The organism is Porphyrobacter sp. THAI-01a (assembly GCF_056868655.1).
In genome coordinates, this window is the sequence record NZ_CP180579.1 from 2,688,455 (window position 1) to 2,707,232 (window position 18,778).

Genomic DNA, 18,778 nt, shown 5'->3' on the forward strand with positions numbered 1-18,778 from the left:
CTTCGAAGTTTACAAAGTTGACACTGTAAACTTCGGAACCCTACACACTTTCTGCTGTTTTTTCCGAGCCTTGCGCGCCAAGAGCGAAGTTGACACTTTGCGCGGCGTTTTTCGCCCCTCGGCGGGCCTAGTCCCCGTCATACTCGCCGTTCTCGCGCGCTTCCTTCTCGGCGGCCTCGGCGGCGTCGATCTCGGCTTCGTGGGCGAGAAGCGCCTGGTATTCCTCCTCGATCTCGGCGTCCCATGTCTCGGGGCCCTGCGCCACCCGGTCGAGCAAGGCGGCGAAATCCTCGCGCCCGTAACGCTGCGCCGGATGCCCCTGCGGTGCCCTTTGCCCGCCGCGCGCCGGTTCGCGCGCCTTGAGCAGCGCGACCGTCGGCCGCTCGTCATAGCGGCGCGAGACGTGGACGACATGGCCCTTGTGGAAGTGCGGCACCTCGACCCCGGGGAGCGCCCGGTCGAGCGCCGCGTCGAGCAGCTCGTCGAGTCGGCAGCGCACCGCGACCTGCCAAGCCTGATCGAAGGGCTCGCCCTTCAACCGCGCGCGCAGGGCATAGGCCGCCTGCCGGCTCATCCCCACCTGCTGCGCCGCCCCAGCCACCGAGGCGCCCGCGGCGAGGGCTTCGAGAAAGGCGGTCTGCCGCTCGATGGTCCACCCATCCCGGCGGATGGTGGCAAGCGCGGCAGACTGCGGCGAACGGCCCGAAGGGCGCGGAGCGGGAGCGTGAGTCATCGGGCGAGGATGACGAGAGAGGGGGGTGTAGGAAAGGGGTGATCACCACAGCAAGTTTTGTCTTGGAATTCACTCGAGGTTGTGCTGCTATCTGTTAGCTAACAGGGGGGCGGCATGACTTCGGATACGTCGAAAACGAATCTCTTCCTGCCGGAAGATCATCCGCCAGCGCCTATCACCTTTGGCCTAGGCCTTCAGCATGTGATGGCAATGTTCGGCGCGACTGTGTTAGCACCCATCTTGATGGGATTTAATCCTAACACCGCGATTTTTTTATCCGGCATAGCAACTATAGTGTTCATCTTCATTACAAATTTTAAGGTTCCGAGCTATCTTGGCTCGTCATTTGCCTTTATCGCAGCGGTAGGTGTCGCAAGCGGGTATTCCGGGAGCGGCCCCAATCCGAACATCGATATTGCACTTGGTGGCATTTTTGTTGCTGGGGTAATTTATGCGCTAGTCGCGGGCCTGGTAATTCTTGTTGGCCCGAAGTTCATCGAAAGACTTCTGCCTGATCTTGTGAGCGGCACAATCGTCGCAATCATCGGGATCAGCCTCGCCGGGGTTGCCATTTCGCAAATCGGGTCGTCGCCGATCGGCATCGCTTCGGCCTTCGTTACCTTACTGGTGGTCGTGGCATGGAGTGTCTATGCACCGGGAAGGATTGTGAGAAAAAATGACGGAAAGAAAAGTTTTCTGCGGATTTTCGAAGTTATCCCGATCTTGATCGGCGGCGTGGTCGGTTATGTTTTCTACTTCGTTTGCGGCAATGTTCTGCAACTTATTGATCCGATAAAAACTGCAGCGATTGCCGATGCAGCATGGTTCGGTATCCCAGAGTTTACAGCTCCGACTTTCACGATCGGGGCAGCCTTGACCATTGCACCAGTCGTTATAGTCCTGATTGCTGAGAATTTGGGTCACGTGAAAGCAATTGGCGCAATGATCAACAAGAATCTTGACGACAAAATCGGAAAGACTTTTCTTGGCGATGCTGTTGGAACGATGGGCTCGAGCTTGCTTGGAGGCCCTGGCCTGACCACCTATGCCGAGAACATGGCTGTCATGCGGCTGTCCAATAACTTTTCATCCATCACGTTTATTGCAGCAGGGTTAATCGCAATGGCTCTTGGCTTCTCGCCAAAGTTTGGTGCAGTTATTCTGAGCATTCCTCTTCCAGTTATCGGCGGCCTCTCGCTGGCCATGTTTGGCCTCATTACCGCAGCAGCGGGCTCGATATGGCAACGCGGCATCATCGACGGCGAGATTAACTTCCTGGAAAGCAAGACGCTGATCGTTGCCGGTATCGGCCTTGTGGCTGGTGCGGGCAATCTGACCTTCAAGGTAGCTGGTGCGGAGATCAATGGTATCGTCACGGCAACGATCCTGACAATCGTTCTGAACTGGATCCTCAACATCGGCGAACAAAAGCACAGTATCCCTGTTGAATATGAATAAGACCGACACGCCAGACTCGCCTGAAGGTCTTCCGGAGGATCGCAAGAGCAAATCCGATGCCGGCTTTGTGCCACAGAGGTATGAGCGGCACTTAGCTATTGCAGCAAATGCAGTGGCCATCATTAGTGCACCCGTCACTTGGCTGGCAGGTCTATCGCTTTATGCAATTGCTGCTGTCAGTTTTTCCATTTTCGTGGTTCTTACAATCAGCGTCCTCGCGATCGCCGAGAAAGAGCCTCGGCTCGTAAGGACGCTGTTGGGTGCAGCACTGATATCGCTTTTTGTCACGATCGGCGCCTATGGCTTGGGCGCATCTGAAACCCAGGCGACTGAAGACGCCGACCCTGCGAAGCCTGCGCCGCCACGAATTGAAATCCAGGCGTGGCTTGAACGGCCAAACCTCGAATCGGACGGAAAAGGGGGATTGGTCGAAACGACCGGGGACGGAATCAAGGGGCACCAAGAACCATCGCTGACCCCCATTGAAATATTCACACCAGATCGCGTGAACAGCACGAATATTTATAGGTCACCCGGGTATTTTTCTTCGTTTGAACCTGGCGAAACAATCGTTGCAAAGGTCTGCGGCTTGGAATTTACTAAAGAGACTTATCCCAAGTCCGATCGCCGCTACACAGACGTGATTGTTTGGAAAATTCCAGTGCCTGCGTCTGAACAGAAGAATTGCATCGAGTAATTCTCGAGCCGCTAATTCTCTCCGGCTACTGACTCTCTCGCCCTCCATCGCTGAGATCGTCATACGCTGCAATGCCCCTTCCCTTTTGGATAGGGATTGAACCGAAGAGTTCGGTTTCGCATCGCTCGCCCTGTCCTCGCAGCCTTGAGCCGATACCCTCTGCCCCCTTCTCGAATAGAGGGGACATCCGCCCCTTCACCCCGGCTTGCGCAGCGTCAGCCTGATCTCCGTCGCCGCATCCTGTTCGTAGAGTTCGGCCACGCCCACCGCGGTCCAGGCCGGGAAGGGGGCCTTGATGTAGCGGCTTCTGACCGTCACCAGATCGTCGAGCTGCGCGGCCATCGGGCCGACGTGGAAGGTGTCGAACACCAGCACGTCGTCCCAGCTCGCGCCGAGCCGCTTCAGCGTCGCGTCCATCCGGGCGAAGGCGCGTTCATAGGCGGGGACGAGGCCCGTCTCGCCCGGCAGCGGCGCGGCAATCACGCCCGAGAGGTGGATGGTGTCGCCGTGCACCACCGCATCGGAAAAGCCCACCGCCTCCTGGAAGGCGCGGGCCTCGGGGTCCTCGGGCATGAGCGTCTGCTTGGGCGGCGCCTCGGCGTGGGCGGCGGTGGTGGCGGCGAGCGAAAGCGCCAGCACGGCGGCGGCGCGGATGGTGGTGTGGTGCATCGTGGTTCCCTCCCCCTTGAAGGCCGGAAGCTTACCCACCCCCTGCCCCTCCCGCAAGCGGGAGGGGTTGGGGTGGGCGCGGGGCTCTGATTGCGCTCAGTCCGACATGATCTGGCAGCTGCCCAGCAGACCCATGATGCCCAGCATCGTGCCCATGTCGCCCTTCAGCGCCTTGCTCACCGTCTCGTCGGCCGCGCGCTCCATCTGGCGTGTCATCGCGTCGGTCTGGGCTCTGATCTGCGCCATATCCTCGCCCGGAACCTTGGTGGCGAGCCGCAGGCCGGTCGAGGTCATGTTGGCATAGACATTCTGTTCGAGCAGCCCAGGATGGACATCGGCTCCGCGTTCCTTCGCAATTGTCGCCGGGCCGACGCCCTGGCGCATCCATTCGGTCCAGAACACGTTGCAGGCGATCAGATCACCGCGGGTGACGGCCTTGGGCGGCTGGCTTTTCGGCGCGTCGAACGCCGCCTTGGCCGCCGCCCAGTCGACCTGCTGCGCCTGCGCCGGAGCCTGCACGAATGCGCCTGCCGCCAGAGCCAGCGCGATGGACCTAGCCTTGGTCATGTCACTTCCCCCCTCATGTCCGGGCGCGGGCCTCGCGGCCCGCTGGCCCACCCCTGACCCCTCCCGCGAGCGGGAGGGGGACTTGTGCGCCTCAATCGTGCTCGCGGTCTCCCGCGCCGACATAGAGCTGGTTGCCGACCTCGCGGAACTTGGCGCTCATTTCGGCCATGCCCGCCTCGGCCTCGGCCTCGCTGGCGACGAAGGTTTCGATCCCGGCGTTCTGCCTGGCGGCGAAGTCGCGCACTTCCTGCGTGATCTTCATCGAGCAGAACTTGGGCCCGCACATCGAGCAGAAATGCGCCGACTTCGCGCCCTCGGCGGGGAGGGTCTGGTCGTGGTATTGCTCGGCGGTCTCGGGGTCTAGCGACAGGTTGAACTGGTCGCGCCAGCGGAACTCGAAGCGCGCCTTGCTCAGCGCATCGTCGCGCACCTGGGCGGCGGGGTGCCCCTTGGCGAGGTCTGCGGCGTGGGCGGCGAGCTTGTAGGTGACGACGCCCACCTTCACATCGTCGCGGTCGGGGAGGCCGAGGTGCTCCTTCGGCGTGACATAGCAGAGCATCGCCGTGCCGTACCACCCGATCTGCGCCGCGCCGATGCCGCTGGTGATGTGGTCGTAGCCGGGCGCGATGTCGGTGACGAGCGGCCCCAAGGTGTAGAAGGGCGCCTCGCCGCAGGCCTCCAGCTGCTTTTCCATGTTCTGCTTGATCTTGTGCATCGGCACGTGGCCGGGGCCCTCGATCATCACCTGCACGTCCTGCGCCCAGGCGCGCTTGGTGAGTTCGCCCAGCGTGTAGAGCTCGGCGAACTGCGCCTCGTCATTGGCGTCGGCGATCGAGCCGGGGCGCAGGCCATCGCCCAGCGAATAGGCGATGTCATAGGCCTTCATGATCTCGGTGATCTCGTCGAAATGCTCGTAGAGGAAGGACTCCTTGTGGTGGGCGAGGCACCACTTGGCCATGATCGAGCCGCCGCGCGAGACGATCCCGGTGACGCGCTTGGCGGTCATGGGGATGTAGGGCAGGCGGACGCCGGCGTGGATCGTGAAGTAGTCGACGCCCTGTTCGGCCTGCTCGATCAGCGTGTCGCGGAAGATCTCCCAGGTCAGCTCCTCGGCGATGCCGCCGACCTTTTCCAAGGCCTGATAGATGGGCACGGTGCCGATGGGGACGGGGGAGTTCCTGATGATCCACTCGCGGGTGTCGTGGATGTTGCGCCCCGTCGAGAGGTCCATGATCGTGTCCGCGCCCCAGCGGGTCGCCCAGACCATCTTGTCGACTTCCTGCGCCACGTCCGAGGCGACTGCGGAGTTGCCGATATTGGCGTTGATCTTGACGAGGAAGTTGCGCCCGATCGCCATCGGCTCGCTTTCGGGGTGGTTGATGTTCGAGGGGATGATGGCGCGGCCCCTTGCCACCTCCGACCTGACGAACTCCGGCGTGATCACATCGGGGATCTCCGCGCCCCAGCTCTCGCCGTCGCGGACGAGGTCCTTGGCGATCTCGCGGCCGAGATTCTCGCGCTCGGCGACATATTCCATTTCCGGCGTGATGATCCCGCGGCGGGCGTAGTGCATCTGGGTGACGTTCATCCCCGCCTTCGCGCGCAGCGGGCGCTTCACCGTGTTCGGGAACTGCGCGACGCCGCCCGAGCGGTCGGGGCCGAGGCGGCCATTGTCCTCCGGCTTCACCTCGCGGCCCTCGTAATCCTCGACATCGCCGCGGGCCATGATCCAGTCGCGGCGCAGCGGGGCGAGGCCGGCGTTGATGTCGATGTGGGCGTTCGGGTCGGTGTAGGGTCCCGAGGTGTCGTAGACCCGCACGCTCGGCTCCCCGCCCTCGAGGTCGATCTCGCGCATCGCCACGCGGATGCCGCTGCCGGTGCGCGCGCCGACATAGACCTTGCGGCTGCCGCGGATGGGACCGGTGGTGACGCCGATTTCGACGGGGCTGTTGATGTCGGCCATGATGCTCTCTCTCCTCACGGCGGAAAGCGAGCGGGGGTTTGGCACAGCGACCAGCCCACTCCCTCCGCCTGTGTTAACAGGTTCAGGTTCGACGGGTCGTGGGGTGCTACACCCACCTCTCAGCGCAAGCGCGCTCCCCGGGGATGGCGTGTGGATTAGAGCCTTTGCGGCGGGGTGTCGAGCCTCACTCGATCACCCGCCCCCGCACCATGACGAAGCCGACCTTCTCCAGCACCGTCACGTCGGCGAGCGGATTGCCCTCGACCGCGATGATGTCCGCCGAATAGCCCGGCGCGAGGCGGCCGATCTGGTTTTCCATGCCGAGCACCTTGGCCGCCACGGTGGTCGCCGAGGCGAGCACCTCGCGGTCGGACATGCCCTGCTTCTTCATCAGGCCCAGTTCCTCGGCATTGCGACCGTGCTGGTAGACGCCGGCATCGGTGCCGAAGGCGACGGTGACGCCGAACTGGCGCGCGCGGCTCACCAGCGAGTTCATCAGCGGCTGGACGGCGCGGATCTTGTCCTCGACGACCGGGGTGTAGACGCCCTTGCCGAGGCCCTCGGAGACGCCCTCGAGCGCCATCAGCGTCGGCACCAGCACCGTGCCGCTGGCCTTCATCGCCTTGGCGGCGGCTTCATCGAGATAGGTGCCGTGCTCGATCGAATCGATCCCCGCCTCGGCCGCCTGCTGGATGCCGCGCGCGCCATGGGCGTGAGCCATGACCTTGAGGCCCAGCGAGTGGGCGGTGTCGGCGATCGCCTTCATTTCCTCGGGCGTGAAGTGCGCCTCGAGGCCGCGGCCCTGCTGGCTCAGCACGCCGCCGGTGGCGGTGATCTTGATCACGTCGCTGCCGTTCTGGCTGGCGAGCCGCACCTTGGCCGCGCATTCGACCGCGCCGGTGCAGGTGAAGCCCGAATCGAGCAGTTCGTTGACCTCGGAACGGAAGCCGTTGGTGTCGGCATGGCCGCCGATGATCGACAGCGCGGGGCCGGCGGCGACGATGCGCGGGCCCGGCACCAGCCCCTCGGCGGTGCCGCGCCGGAGCGAGAAGGCGGTGTCCTTGCCGCTCCCCGCCTCGCGCACGGTGGTGAAGCCGGCGAGCGCGGTGAGGCGCGCGTTCTTGGCGCCCACGACCACACCCCATTCGTCGGGCTCGACCGCCTCCTTCCAGAAATCGCCGCCGGGATCGCCGGTGAGGTGGGTGTGCAGGTCGATCAGCCCAGGCAGCACGGTCTTGCCCCGAAGGTCGATCTCGCGGTCGGCGGTGACGGGGCCGTGGCCGGGGGTGATGCCGGCGATCCTGCCGTCGGTGACGAGGATCGTCGCCGGGCCGCTCGGCTCACCCGCAGCGTCGGCGATGACGCTCCCGGCGCGGATCGCGACCGTCTCGGCGGCGAGCGGCGCGGCGAGCAGGCTCCCTGTGGCGGCCAGCCCTGCCAGCACGATGTTCCGGAAATTGCGCATGATCCTGTCTCCCTCGCCTCGATCGACCCCGCGCACCTGATGGCGCGGCCGGGCGATCAAGGCAAGAGCGTCAGGGGCGCAGCGGATCAGAAGGTGTAGGACAGGCCCAGCCCGAGGATGAACTGGTTCGCATCGCCGCGCAGCGCCGTGTAGGGCGTGTCGGCGCTGTCGCCGATCAGCCGCGAATAGCCGCCCACGCCGGTCAGGCCCCACCCTCCGTTCAGCGGGTTGCGGTCGAGATCGTAGGAGAGGATCGCCGTGGTGCCGACACGGTTGAGCCCGCCGTCGGCGCGGAAGCGCGGCAGGCCGGTGGCGAGCGCCTGCGCGGGGCTGACGGTGAAGTAGTAATCGGCGAAATTGTCGTCGACGAATTCCGCGCTGGCCTGGGCCTGGAGCACGAAGCTGCGGCCCACCGCGGCGCGGTAGGTGATCTGCGGCTCGATCACCATGCCCTCGTGCGCGCCAAGCACGTCCCAGCGCGCCTGCACGCCGACGCTCAGCTGGTCGAGCCGCTTGGCGACGCTGCGCCACACCAGCCCGACATGGCCGCCCACCTCGAGCGCCGCGTCGAGCTTGCCCGCGCGCGCCACGACATCGTCCTTGATCTGGACATTGCGGTCGTTGCGGAAACGGAAGGCCGGGCCGAAAGCGATGCGCGCGCCCTTCTGCGGCACGAGGCCGGGCTTGCCGGGGTTGAGGTCGATCAGGAAGCCCGGCCCGTTGGGGCTGATCCCCACCCCGCCGACGCGGCCGACGATCAGCGGCAAGGGGAAGGCGATGTAGTCGTCGGACCCGGCATAGCTCGGCACCAGCCCGGCGCCGAGGCCGATGGTCGCCCAGGTGTCGTCGAACACCGGCTTGGTGAAGGCGAAGGGCGGCGGCGATCCGGCGGGGGCACCCTGCGGCGCGGCCTGGGCGGCAACGGTCACGATCTCGGGCGCGTCCTCGGCCCTGGCCGTCGCTTCGCTGTCTGCGGCGGCACCTTCATCCCCGGCGGCGAGCGCGGGGGTTGCCGCAAGGGCGGCGAGGAGGGCGAGCGGGGCGAGGGCCGGGCGAGGTGACATGGTGCGATCCTTGTTCTTGCGGGGAATTCGGGGCGGTCCCTGCACATTCCTGCGCGGCGGCACGAGCACCCCGGCCCGGGCCATGCGCGGTCTGGTGCGAGAAACGGCGGCGCGCGCATAGGTTCCCGCGCGTGATGTTGCAACATGGCAATTGCCCGAGGGGGCGCAGCGCGATTGCCCATTGCGCACCTCTCGCCTAGGGCATTGTGGAGATGGTCGATTCACCCGCCAGCCCCGCCGCCGCCGATGCCGCCCCCCACGACGTGGTGATCGTCGGCGGAGGTCTTGCGGGCGGGCTGATCGCGCTCGCGCTCCACCGCCACGTCCCCGGCTGCCGCTTCCTCGTGATCGAGGCCGGTCGCACGCTCGGCGGGCACCACCGCTGGAGCTGGTTCGAGACCGACATCCGTCCCAAGGCGCGCGGGCTGATGGCGGGCTTCGGCTTGAACGGCTGGGACGAGGGCTACGACATCACCTTCCCCGCCTATGGCCGCACCCTGCCGACCTCCTACCGCTCGCTCGCCAGCGCCGAGTTCCACCGCGCGCTGATGGGCGAACTGCCCGAAGGCCGGGTGATGCTCGGGACAAAGGTCGCAGGGCTCGATGCGGGCGGGGTGACGCTGGCGGACGGCACCCGGCTGGCGGCCAGGCGCGTGATCGATTGCCGCGCGTTCAAGTCATCGAAGCATCTCGCGGGCGGCTGGCAGGTGTTCCTCGGCCAGCATTTCCGCTGCGAGACGCCCCACGGCCTCACCCGCCCCGTGATCATGGATGCGAGCGTCGATCAGGTCGCGCCCCACGGCAACGGCGCGGCCTACCGCTTCGTCTATGTCCTGCCCCTCTCGCCCACCGAGGTGTTCGTCGAGGACACCTACTATGCCGACCAGCCGAAGATGGACGCCGAGGTGCTGAAGGGCCGCGTCGCCGAATATGCCCGCCGCCACGGCTGGCAGGGCGAGGTGATCGACCAGGAGGCGGGCATTCTGCCGGTGATCTCGGGCGGGGATTTCCGCGCCGCGCTGGCCGAGGTCGCGATCCCCGGGGTGGCGCTGGCGGGCGCGCGGGGCGGCTTCTCGCATCCGCTGACGAGCTACACCCTGCCCTTCGCGGTCGACAACGCGCTCGCCATCGCCGGGCTGCTGGCGCGGCGGCCGGAAGTGTCGGGCACCGAACTCGCCGCCTTCTGCAAGCGCCGCGCGACCCGCCACTGGGGCGCGACTGCCTATTACCGGATGCTCAGCCGGATGCTGTTCGAGGCGGCCGAACCCGACAAGCGGGTGGTCGTCTTCGAACATTTCTACGCGCTCAAGGGCCGGCTGGTCGAACGCTTCTACGCGGGCCGCTCGACATGGCCCGATCGCCTGCGCATCCTTACCGGCAAGCCCCCCGTAGCTATCCCGCGCGCGATCCGCGCGCTGTTCTCTTCAGGCAAGCCTCTCAACATGGAGACCCCGGCATGAACGCCGATGCGAAGCTCAACCTTGCGGGCGCGAAAGGCGTGAACCCCGCGCTCGCGGCACGCTACGAAGGCCGCACCGCCTGCGTGATCGGCGCCGGTTTCGGCGGCATGGCGCTGGCGATCCGCCTGCAATCGGCGGGCATCGCCACCACCGTGATCGAAAGCCGCGACAAGCCCGGCGGGCGCGCCTATTTCTGGGAGAAGGACGGCTTCACCTTCGACGCCGGCCCGACCGTCATCACCGATCCGCCGTGCCTCGAGGAGCTCTGGCAGCTGACCGGCCACGACATTTCGGAAGATGTCGAGCTGATGAAGGTCATGCCCTTCTACCGCCTCAACTGGCCCGACGGCACGAACTTCGACTATTCGAACGACGAGGCGAGCCTCAACGCCGAGATCGCCAAGCTGAACCCCGCCGACGTGGCGGGTTACGCGCGCTTCCTTGAATATTCCGAGCGGGTCTACCGCGAGGGCTACCTGAAGCTCGGCACCAAGCCCTTTCTCGACTTCAAGTCGATGCTGAAGGCCGCGCCCGCGCTGATCCGCGAGCAGGCGTGGCGCTCGGTCTATTCGATGGTGTCGAGCTATGTCGAGAACGAGAAGCTGCGCGAGGCCCTGAGCTTCCACACGCTGCTGGTCGGCGGCAATCCGATGAACACCTCCTCGATCTACGCCCTCATCCACAAGCTGGAGAAGGACGGCGGCGTGTGGTGGGCGCGCGGCGGCACCAACCGGCTGATCGCGGGAATGGTGCGCCATTTCGAGCGGCTCGGCGGCACGATGCGCGTCGGCGATCCGGTGGTGCAGGTCCACACGCTGGGAACCCGCGCCACGGAAGTGGAAACGAAGAGCGGCTTCCGCCAGCGGTTCGACGCGGTCGCCAGCAATGCCGACATCATGCATTCCTACAAGGACCTGATGTCGCAGAGCGCGCGCGGCAAGCAGATGGCCAAGTCGCTGGGCCGCAAGAGCTTCTCGCCCAGCCTCTTCGTGGTGCATTTCGGGATCGAGGGCACCTGGCCCGGCATCCCGCACCACATGATCCTGTTCGCCAAGCGCTACAAGGGCCTGCTCGACGACATCTACAAGAACGGCGTGGTGCCCGAGGACTTCGCGATCTACCTCCACCACCCGACCGTGACCGACCCCAGCATGGCGCCCGAGGGCAAGAGCACCTTCTACGCGCTCGTGCCGGTCAGCCACATGGGCAAGATGCCGCTCGACTGGGACGAGGTCGGCCCGCGCCTCGAAAAGATGATCCTCGACGAGCTGGAGCGGCGCCTGATCCCCGACATCCATTCGCGGATCATCACCAAGTTCAGCTACGCGCCCAAGGACTTCAAGGCCGACCTCAACGCCCACATGGGCAGCGCCTTCAGCCTCGAACCCGTGCTGTGGCAGAGCGCCTGGCTGCGCGGCCACAACCGCGACGACGTGATCGAGAACTACTACCTCGTCGGCGCGGGCACGCACCCGGGTGCGGGCATCCCGGGCGTGGTCGGCAGCGCCAAGGCGACCGCCGGCCTGATGCTGGAGGATCTGGCGAGGGTGCCTGCGTGAAACGTCTCGCCGTCTACTGCGGATCGGCCTCGCCCGAGGATCCGCGCTACATCCAGCTCGCCCATGACGTCGGCACCGAACTCGCGCGGCGCGGGATCGGGGTCGTCTATGGCGGCGGCAGGCTGGGTCTCATGGGCGCGGTCGCCAAGGGGGCGAAAGATGCGGGCGGCGAGGTGATCGGAATCATCCCCGAAAGCCTGGTGCGGGCCGAAGTCGCCAACCACGATTGCGACGAGCTCGTCACGGTAAGCGGGATGCACGAGAGGAAGCAGAAGTTCACCGACCTCTCCGACGGCTTCGTCACCATCCCGGGCGGCGTGGGCACGATGGACGAGCTGTGGGAGGCGATGAGCTGGTCGCAGCTGGGCTACCACTCCAAGCCCGTGGGCCTGCTCAACGCTTTCGGCTTCTACGACGATCTGCTCGCCTTCAACGCGAAGATGGCGGCGGTCGGCTTCGTGCGGCCCGCGCACCAGAACATCCTGATCGCGGCGACCTCGATCCACGAACTGCTCGCCAAGATGGAAGCCTACCAGCCGCACACCCCGATCTTCCGCATGAAGGCCGAGGAGCTGTAGGGTCCGCGTCATGGGGGTCGATGCCGCCACCCGCGCCGCGCTGGTCGAACACGCACGGCTGACGATCAAGCACGGCTCGCAGAGCTTCTCCGCGGCCGCGCGCCTGTTCGACCGCGAGACGCGCGAGCGGGCGTGGCTGCTCTACGCCTGGTGCCGCCGCGCCGACGACATCGCCGACAACCAGGAACTGGGCGGGGAACTGGGCGACCAGTCCGACCTTGCCGAACGCCTCGCCCATATCCGCCGTCTGACCGCGCTGGCCTTCGCGGGCGAACCCACCGGCGATCCGGCCTTCGACGCATTGGGCGTGGTCGCCGCTGAAGTCGGCCTCACCCCGCAGATGGCCGAGGACGTGATCGCCGGCTTCCAGCTCGACGCCGAGGACTGGCGCCCGCGCACCGAGGCCGACATGCTGCGCTATTGCTACCACGTCGCGGGCGCGGTGGGCGTGATGATGGCGGTGGTGATGGGCGTCTCGCCCGAGGATCAGGAAACGCTCGACCGGGCGAACGATCTCGGCCTCGCCTTCCAGCTTTCAAACATCGCGCGCGACATCGTCGAGGACGATGCGGCGGGGCGCTGCTATCTCCCCGTCGAATGGCTGGTCGAACAGGACATCGAGCCGGGCCAGCACACCAAGCCGCACCACCGCAAGGAACTCGCCGAGATGGCCGCGCGGCTGGTCGCGCTGGTGGAGAAGCACGAGGCGGCAGCAAGGGTGGGCGCGGCCAAGCTCCCCTTCCGCAGCCGCTGGGCGGTGCTCTCCGCCGCAAGGATCTACGGCGCGATCGGCCGCAAGGTGCGCGCGCGGGGGACCGAGGCGTGGAACTCGCGGACCTATGTGCCTAGGGGCGAGAAGGCGCTCTACGGCGTGCGCGCCTTCCTCTCGGCAGTGATCAACCGCGAGAAGATGCCCAAGGGCGGGATCGACTGGGGCATTGCGGATTACCGGCCCAAGGGGTGACTCCACTGTCCGCTCGCCCTGAGCCTGTCGAAGGGCCGTCCTTCTCTTCCGACCGATCCAGAAGAAAGTGCAGTGCTTCGACAAGCTCAGCACGAACGGTTTTCTTTATCGCCAGTCGGGGCTAATCCGGCAGGCATGAAAGCCCTTCTCACCGCCGCCGCGTTCCTCGCCGCCGCGCCGCTTGCCGCCGAAACGCCTCTGCCGCACGAGGCTGCCGTCACCGCCGCGGTCGACGCCTTCTTCACCGCCCTGCGCAGCGAGGATCGCACCGCGCTCGCCCGCGAGATGGACCCGCGCGGGATGATCTATGTCCGCGACCGCATGAACCCGGCCACCCCGCGCATCATGGTCATCCCCGTCGCCGATCACCTCGCACGCTGGACCAGGGGCACGGCGATGGTGGACGAGGTGATGCGCTACGACACCGTGCGGGTCGATGGCGACATGGCGCAGGTGTGGGGCCCCTATCGCTTCATCTCCGATGGGAAGACCAGCCATTGCGGGATCAATTCGATGAGCCTCGTGCGGGGCGAAAGGGGCTGGAAGGTGGCCAACACCAGCTTCTCGATGGAAGTGCCAGAACGCTGCGCCGCCCTCGGCGCTCCGGAGGAGCCCGCGCGATGATCACCAAGCTCCTGATCGCCAACCGCGGCGAGATCGCCTGCCGGATCATGCGCACCGCGCGCGCGATGGGGATCGCGACGGTCGCGGTCTATTCCGACGCCGACGCCAAGGCGCTGCATGTGCGCAGCGCCGACGAGGCGGTGCATATCGGCCCCTCGCCCGCCGCCGAGAGCTACCTTGTCGGCGCGAAGATCATCGCGGCGGCCAGGCAGACCGGGGCGGATGCGATCCATCCGGGCTACGGGTTCCTCTCGGAGAATGCCGATTTCGCGCAGGCCGTGCTGGATGCGGGCCTGATCTGGGTCGGTCCCAAGCCTGCCAGCATCCGCGCGATGGGCCTCAAGGACGCGGCCAAGCAGCTGATGCGCGCCGCCGGTGTGCCGGTGACGCCGGGCTATGACGGCTCCGACCAGTCGGTCGAGCGCCTGACCAAGGAGGCCGAGGCCATCGGCTACCCCGTCCTCATCAAGGCGGTCGCGGGCGGCGGCGGCAAGGGGATGCGCAAGGTCGATGCCCCCGAGGATTTCGTGGCCGCGCTGGAATCCTGCCGCCGCGAGGCCAAGGCGAGCTTCGGCAATGACGAGGTGCTGCTGGAAAAGTGGATCACCTCGCCCCGCCATATTGAGGTGCAGGTGTTCGGCGACAGCCACGGCAACGTCGTCCACCTGTTCGAACGCGACTGCTCGCTCCAGCGCCGCCACCAGAAGGTGATCGAGGAAGCCCCCGCCCCCGGCATGGACGCGGCCACCCGCGAGGCGATCTGCGCCGCCGCCGTGCGCGCCGCGAAGGCGGTCGATTACGAAGGGGCGGGCACGATCGAATTCATCGCCGACGCCTCCGAAGGCCTGCGCGCAGACCGCATCTTCTTCATGGAGATGAACACCCGGCTTCAGGTGGAGCACCCCGTAACCGAGGAAATCACCGGGGTCGATCTGGTCGAATGGCAATTGCGCGTGGCGAGCGGCGAGCCGCTGCCGAAGCGGCAGGAGGAACTGTCGATCAACGGCCACGCGATCGAGGCGCGGCTCTATGCGGAAGACCCGGCCAAGGGGTTTTTGCCGAGCACGGGGCGGTTGGATTACCTCAACTTGGGAGCAGGCGACCGCATCGAGACTGGGGTCGAAGAGCGCGACATCATCAGCCCGTTCTACGACCCGATGGTTGCCAAGATTGTTTGCTGGGGCGCTGACCGTGACAATGCGCTCGACAATCTGATCGACGCCTGTGAAGCGGTGGAAGTCGAACCTGTGAAGACAAACGCATGGTTCCTTGCACGCCTGTGTGACGAACCGCTCGTGCGGCAAGGCGCGATGACGACCGGCTTCATCGGCGACAACCTCGAACGACTTATCGCCGTGCCGAAGGCCGATGACGCCCTGCTTCAGTATGCTGCCGATGACTTCTCCACCGAACTCGTGCCGGGCGGCCTAAACAACCCGCTCTATCAGCTCCATCAATTGCGGTTCGGCTTCCGGCTGAACGGACCTGAGCGCCGAACCGTGAGGCTCGAAGCCGATGGCGAACTGGTTGAAGTGGCTGTCGGTGAACACGCATTGGCATTCGACACCAAGCGAACAAGCGTAATCGACGGGCCGACCCGGATCTATTTCGAGAAGGGCTATGCCCATCGGATCAGGCTTGAGCGTCCGGAAGGCACCGGCCAAGCCTCCGCCGCCGATGGTGCGATCATTGCGCCGATGCCGGGCAAGGTCATCGCGGTCGATGTCGCCGAGGGGCAGGCCGTCACCGTCGGGCAGCGGCTCATGGTGCTCGAGGCGATGAAGATGGAACACGCCCTCACCGCGCCCTTCGACGGGGTGGTCGAGGGGCTGGAGGTCAGCGCGGGGTCGCAGGTGCAGGTCGAGGCGGTGCTCTGCCGGGTGGTGCCTGCTTCGGAATAACGCCTCTCCGTTCGCCCTGAGCTTGTCGAAGGGCGGCACTTTCTTCTAGCACCGCATCCAAAGACAAAGGACGGGGCTTCGACAAGCTCAGCCCGAACGGAGATTGGGATGTCGTGGCAGAAGGAACTCGAAGAACTGCGCCAACGCGAGGCGCTGGCCGAGCAGATGGGCGGCGCGGACAAGGTCGCGCGCCAGCATGGGCAGGGCAAGATGGACGCCCGCGCGCGGCTCGCGGCGCTGTGCGACGAAGGCTCCTTCCGCGAGATCGGCAAGATCGCCGGCAGCGCCAAGTATGACGCCAATGGCGACCTCGTGCATGTCACCCCCGCCCCCTTCCTCTTCGGCAAGGCGCTGGTGGGCGGCCGCCCCGTCGTCGCCACGGCGGACGATTTCACCATCCGCGGCGGGGCGGCGGATGCCGGGATAGCGCGCAAGATGGTGCAGGCCGAGATGATGGCGCACCAGCTCAAGATGCCGATCATCCGCATGATCGACGGCACGGGCGGCGGCGGCAGCGTCAAGACGCTCGAACAGATCGGCGCGACCTATATCCCCGCCGTGCCCGGCTGGGGCGATGTGGTGACGAACCTCGACACGGTGCCGGTGGTGGCGCTCGCGTTGGGACCAACGGCCGGCCTCGGCGCGGCGCGGACGGTGGCGAGCCACTATTCGATCATGGTGAAGGGCCTCTCGCAGATCTTCGCGGCGGGGCCTGCGGTGGTCGACGGGCTGGGGGACGCCTACAAGGGCGGCGCGGCCAATCACGAGGAAGCGAAAGAGGCGCTCGGCGGGAGCGCGATCCACACCCGCAACGGCGTGGTGGATGACGAGGTGGCGAGCGAGGCCGAGGCCTTCGCCCGCGCCCGGCATTTCCTCGGCTTCATGCCCGAATATGTCGGCCAGCCCGCGCGCCGGGTGGAGACGGGCGATCCGGTCGACCGCCGCGAGGGGGCGCTTCTCAGCCTCGTCCCCCGCGAGGAGAAGCAGGTCTATTCAATGCGCCGCTGTCTCGACATGGTGTTCGATGCCGGCACCGTGTTCGAGATCGGCAAGCACTGGGGCCGCGCCGCGATCACCGCGCTCGCGCGGCTCGACGGCTGGCCGGTGTTCGTCATCGCCTCCGACCCCAGCTATCTCGGCGGGTCGTGGGAGGCCAAGACCAGCGAGAAGGTCGAACGCTTCGTCAAGCTCGCCGACCAGTTCCGCCTGCCCATCGTCCACCTCGTCGACAATCCGGGCTTCATGATCGGGCGCGAGGCGGAGATGGCGGGGACGATCCGCTACGGGGTCAACGCGATGAACGCGATCTACCGGGCGACGGTGCCGCTGGCGTCGGTGGTGCTGCGCCGCGCCTACGGAATCGCCGGGAGCGCGATGAGCAATGCCGACCGGTATCAATACCGCTATTGCTGGCCCTCGGGCGACTGGGGCTCGCTCCCCATCGCGGGCGGGCTGGAGGTCGCCTACAAGGCCGAGCTGGAAGCCGCCGAAGACCCCGACGCCCTGCTGGAGGAGATCCGCACAAGGCTCGCCAAGGTCACCTCGCCGTTCCGGTCAGCCGAGCGGTTCAACGTCGAGGACATCATAGACCCGCGCGACACCCGGCCCCTGCTCTGCGAGTTCGCAGGGCTGGCGTGGCGGCGGTTGGGGGCTGAGTAGTCCTCCCCTTCAGGGGAGGGGGACCACCCGCAGGGTGGTGGAGGGGCACGCTCGGCGGCTCAATACAGTGAGGGGTTCGGAACCAACGGCACCTGCCCCTCCACCATGCTGCGCATGGTTCCCCTCCCCCAAGGGGGAGGATTAGCGCCCCATCTCCGCGTCGCTCGGCCCGAACAGCTTGCCCTTCTCGCTCCACAGCACCAGCACGAGGCAGGTGAGCCCGCTCGCCAGAAGGGCCAACGCCAGGGGCCGCGCCGTGCCGTCATAGGCATATCCGATCGCCCCGCCGAGCAGCGCGGCGGTGGTCATGCGGACGAAGCCGTGGGCCGAACTCGCCGCGCCGGCGATGGCGAAGAAGGGGTTCATCGCGATCGCACCGAAATTGCTGCCGATGAAGCCCAGGAGCGCCATGTTGATCGCCATCAGCGGCACGAACACCCACAGGCTCTCGTCCGGCTGGAAGGCGAACATCACCTGCGCGGCGCTCACCGCGATGAAGGCGAACAGCGCGCTGTGGCTCACGCGGCGGGCGCCGAACCGCTCGACGATGCGCGAATTCGACCAGCTGGCGAAGGCCATCGACCCGGCGCAGATCGCGAAGACCATCGGGAATATGTCGCCCGCGCCGAAGGTCTCGGTGATCAGCTGCTGCGAGGAGTTGATGAAGCCGAACAGCGCCCCGAACACCAGCGCGGAGCCGATCACGTAGCCCGCGACGCTCGGGGTCGAGAGCGCGCGGCCCATGTTGGCGGCGATGGCGCGCGGGCGGATCGGCTGGCGGTTCGCCTCGGACAGGCTTTCGGGCAGGCGGACGAAGACCCACAGGCCCATCACCACGCCCAGCACCGCACCCGCGCCGAAGATCGCGCGCCAGTTGCCGACCTGGAGGATCGCCTCGCCGATGCTCGGTGCGACGGCGGGGACCATCAGGAAGATCACGAAGATGAGGCTCATCATGCGCGCCATCTTGTCGCCGCCCACCCGGTCGCGGATGATCGCGGGCGGCAGGGCGACGATCCCGGCGGCGAAGAAGCCCTGCACCGCGCGCAGGGCGATCAGCGCGTCATAGCTCGGCGCCAGCGCGCACAGCAGCGACAGGGCGATGTAGACCGCGACCGAGCCGAGCAGGATCGGCCGCCGCCCGAAACGGTCGGCGAGGGCGCCGGGCACCAGCGATCCGATGCCGCCGGTGAGCAGGTAGATCCCGATCACAAACTGCCGGTCGTTGCCGCTCACCGAAAGATCGGCCGCGAGCGCCTCGAGCGCGGGGAGAATCGCGTCGATTCCGAAGGCGTTCAATGCCATCAGCAGCGCCATCATCCACATGAGCTCGGTCTCTCCGAGCGCCTTGCGGGCAGGCGTGGCGGGGGCGAGCGAGGTGGCCATGGCCGGGCCCTTGCCCATCGGTTCGCCGGAT

The 18,778-nt window shown here is 66.4% G+C and carries 16 protein-coding genes and 1 riboswitch; of the genes, 9 read left to right on the forward strand and 7 right to left on the reverse strand.

Translation table 11 applies throughout. From position 1 onward, the window contains the following. Positions 1–127 precede the first annotated feature (127 nt). Positions 128–733 (reverse strand): hypothetical protein, encoded by a 606-nt coding sequence (locus ACMX37_RS12880; RefSeq protein WP_483146305.1) that lies wholly within the window; start codon positions 731–733, stop codon positions 128–130. Between the two features lie 114 nt (positions 734–847). Here ACMX37_RS12880 and ACMX37_RS12885 point away from each other — a divergent pair, with 114 nt between their 5' ends. Together ACMX37_RS12885 and ACMX37_RS12890 are read left to right on the forward strand one after the other, a co-directional pair. After that, entirely contained in the window at positions 848–2,191 is a 1,344-nt protein-coding gene (locus ACMX37_RS12885; protein WP_483146306.1) for a solute carrier family 23 protein, read from the forward strand. Next, the gene (locus ACMX37_RS12890) at positions 2,184–2,888 is read left to right on the forward strand and encodes a hypothetical protein (protein ID WP_483146307.1); all 705 of its coding nucleotides are present in this window, start codon (positions 2,184–2,186) and stop codon (positions 2,886–2,888) included. The genes ACMX37_RS12885 and ACMX37_RS12890 overlap by 8 nt, the downstream gene beginning before the upstream one ends. Before the next feature lie 195 nt (positions 2,889–3,083). Here the strand turns inward: ACMX37_RS12890 and ACMX37_RS12895 are convergent, their stop codons facing one another. From ACMX37_RS12895 to ACMX37_RS12915, 5 genes are all read right to left on the reverse strand, one after another. Continuing rightward, the gene (locus ACMX37_RS12895) at positions 3,084–3,596 is read right to left on the reverse strand and encodes a Rid family hydrolase (RefSeq protein WP_483146308.1); all 513 of its coding nucleotides are present in this window, start codon (positions 3,594–3,596) and stop codon (positions 3,084–3,086) included. A gap of 57 nt (positions 3,597–3,653) precedes the next feature. After that, the gene (locus tag ACMX37_RS12900) at positions 3,654–4,124 is read right to left on the reverse strand and encodes a hypothetical protein (RefSeq protein WP_483146309.1); all 471 of its coding nucleotides are present in this window, start codon (positions 4,122–4,124) and stop codon (positions 3,654–3,656) included. 91 nt (positions 4,125–4,215) lie between these two features. Beyond that, positions 4,216–6,087 carry a phosphomethylpyrimidine synthase ThiC gene (gene thiC, locus ACMX37_RS12905; RefSeq protein WP_483146310.1) on the reverse strand — a complete coding sequence of 624 codons (1,872 nt, stop codon included), beginning with the start codon at positions 6,085–6,087 and terminating at the stop codon, positions 4,216–4,218. 40 nt (positions 6,088–6,127) lie between these two features. Continuing rightward, positions 6,128–6,237, reverse strand: a riboswitch (TPP riboswitch). A 34-nt stretch (positions 6,238–6,271) separates the two neighbouring features. After that, complete coding sequence (locus ACMX37_RS12910) at positions 6,272–7,552, reverse strand: metal-dependent hydrolase family protein (protein ID WP_483146311.1); 1,281 nt, start codon at positions 7,550–7,552, stop codon at positions 6,272–6,274. A gap of 86 nt (positions 7,553–7,638) precedes the next feature. Continuing rightward, positions 7,639–8,616, reverse strand: coding sequence for a MipA/OmpV family protein (locus ACMX37_RS12915; RefSeq protein ID WP_483146312.1), 978 nt, complete (start codon positions 8,614–8,616; stop codon positions 7,639–7,641). Between the two features lie 212 nt (positions 8,617–8,828). On the opposite strand from ACMX37_RS12915, the gene crtY reads away from it, so the two are divergent. From crtY to ACMX37_RS12950, 7 genes are all read left to right on the forward strand, one after another. After that, positions 8,829–10,076, forward strand: coding sequence for a lycopene beta-cyclase CrtY (crtY, locus tag ACMX37_RS12920; RefSeq protein ID WP_483146313.1), 1,248 nt, complete (start codon positions 8,829–8,831; stop codon positions 10,074–10,076). After that, positions 10,073–11,635 (forward strand): phytoene desaturase, encoded by a 1,563-nt coding sequence (locus ACMX37_RS12925; protein WP_483146314.1) that lies wholly within the window; start codon positions 10,073–10,075, stop codon positions 11,633–11,635. The genes crtY and ACMX37_RS12925 overlap by 4 nt, the downstream gene beginning before the upstream one ends. Continuing rightward, complete coding sequence (locus ACMX37_RS12930; protein WP_483146315.1) at positions 11,632–12,213, forward strand: LOG family protein; 582 nt, start codon at positions 11,632–11,634, stop codon at positions 12,211–12,213. Before ACMX37_RS12925 ends, ACMX37_RS12930 begins: the two co-directional genes overlap by 4 nt. A gap of 10 nt (positions 12,214–12,223) precedes the next feature. Further along, positions 12,224–13,177 carry a phytoene/squalene synthase family protein gene (locus tag ACMX37_RS12935; protein ID WP_483146316.1) on the forward strand — a complete coding sequence of 318 codons (954 nt, stop codon included), beginning with the start codon at positions 12,224–12,226 and terminating at the stop codon, positions 13,175–13,177. Positions 13,178–13,312: 135 nt separating this feature from the next. Then, positions 13,313–13,801 (forward strand): nuclear transport factor 2 family protein, encoded by a 489-nt coding sequence (locus ACMX37_RS12940; RefSeq protein ID WP_483146317.1) that lies wholly within the window; start codon positions 13,313–13,315, stop codon positions 13,799–13,801. Continuing rightward, positions 13,798–15,702, forward strand: coding sequence for an acetyl/propionyl/methylcrotonyl-CoA carboxylase subunit alpha (locus ACMX37_RS12945; protein ID WP_483146318.1), 1,905 nt, complete (start codon positions 13,798–13,800; stop codon positions 15,700–15,702). Before ACMX37_RS12940 ends, ACMX37_RS12945 begins: the two co-directional genes overlap by 4 nt. A 108-nt stretch (positions 15,703–15,810) precedes the next feature. Beyond that, a complete protein-coding gene (locus ACMX37_RS12950; RefSeq protein ID WP_483146319.1) occupies positions 15,811–17,361 on the forward strand; it encodes an acyl-CoA carboxylase subunit beta in 1,551 nt (516 codons plus the stop codon). A gap of 141 nt (positions 17,362–17,502) precedes the next feature. Here ACMX37_RS12950 and ACMX37_RS12955 read toward each other — a convergent pair whose 3' ends face one another. Next, entirely contained in the window at positions 17,503–18,747 is a 1,245-nt protein-coding gene (locus tag ACMX37_RS12955; RefSeq protein WP_483146320.1) for a multidrug effflux MFS transporter, read from the reverse strand. Positions 18,748–18,778: the final 31 nt, after the last annotated feature.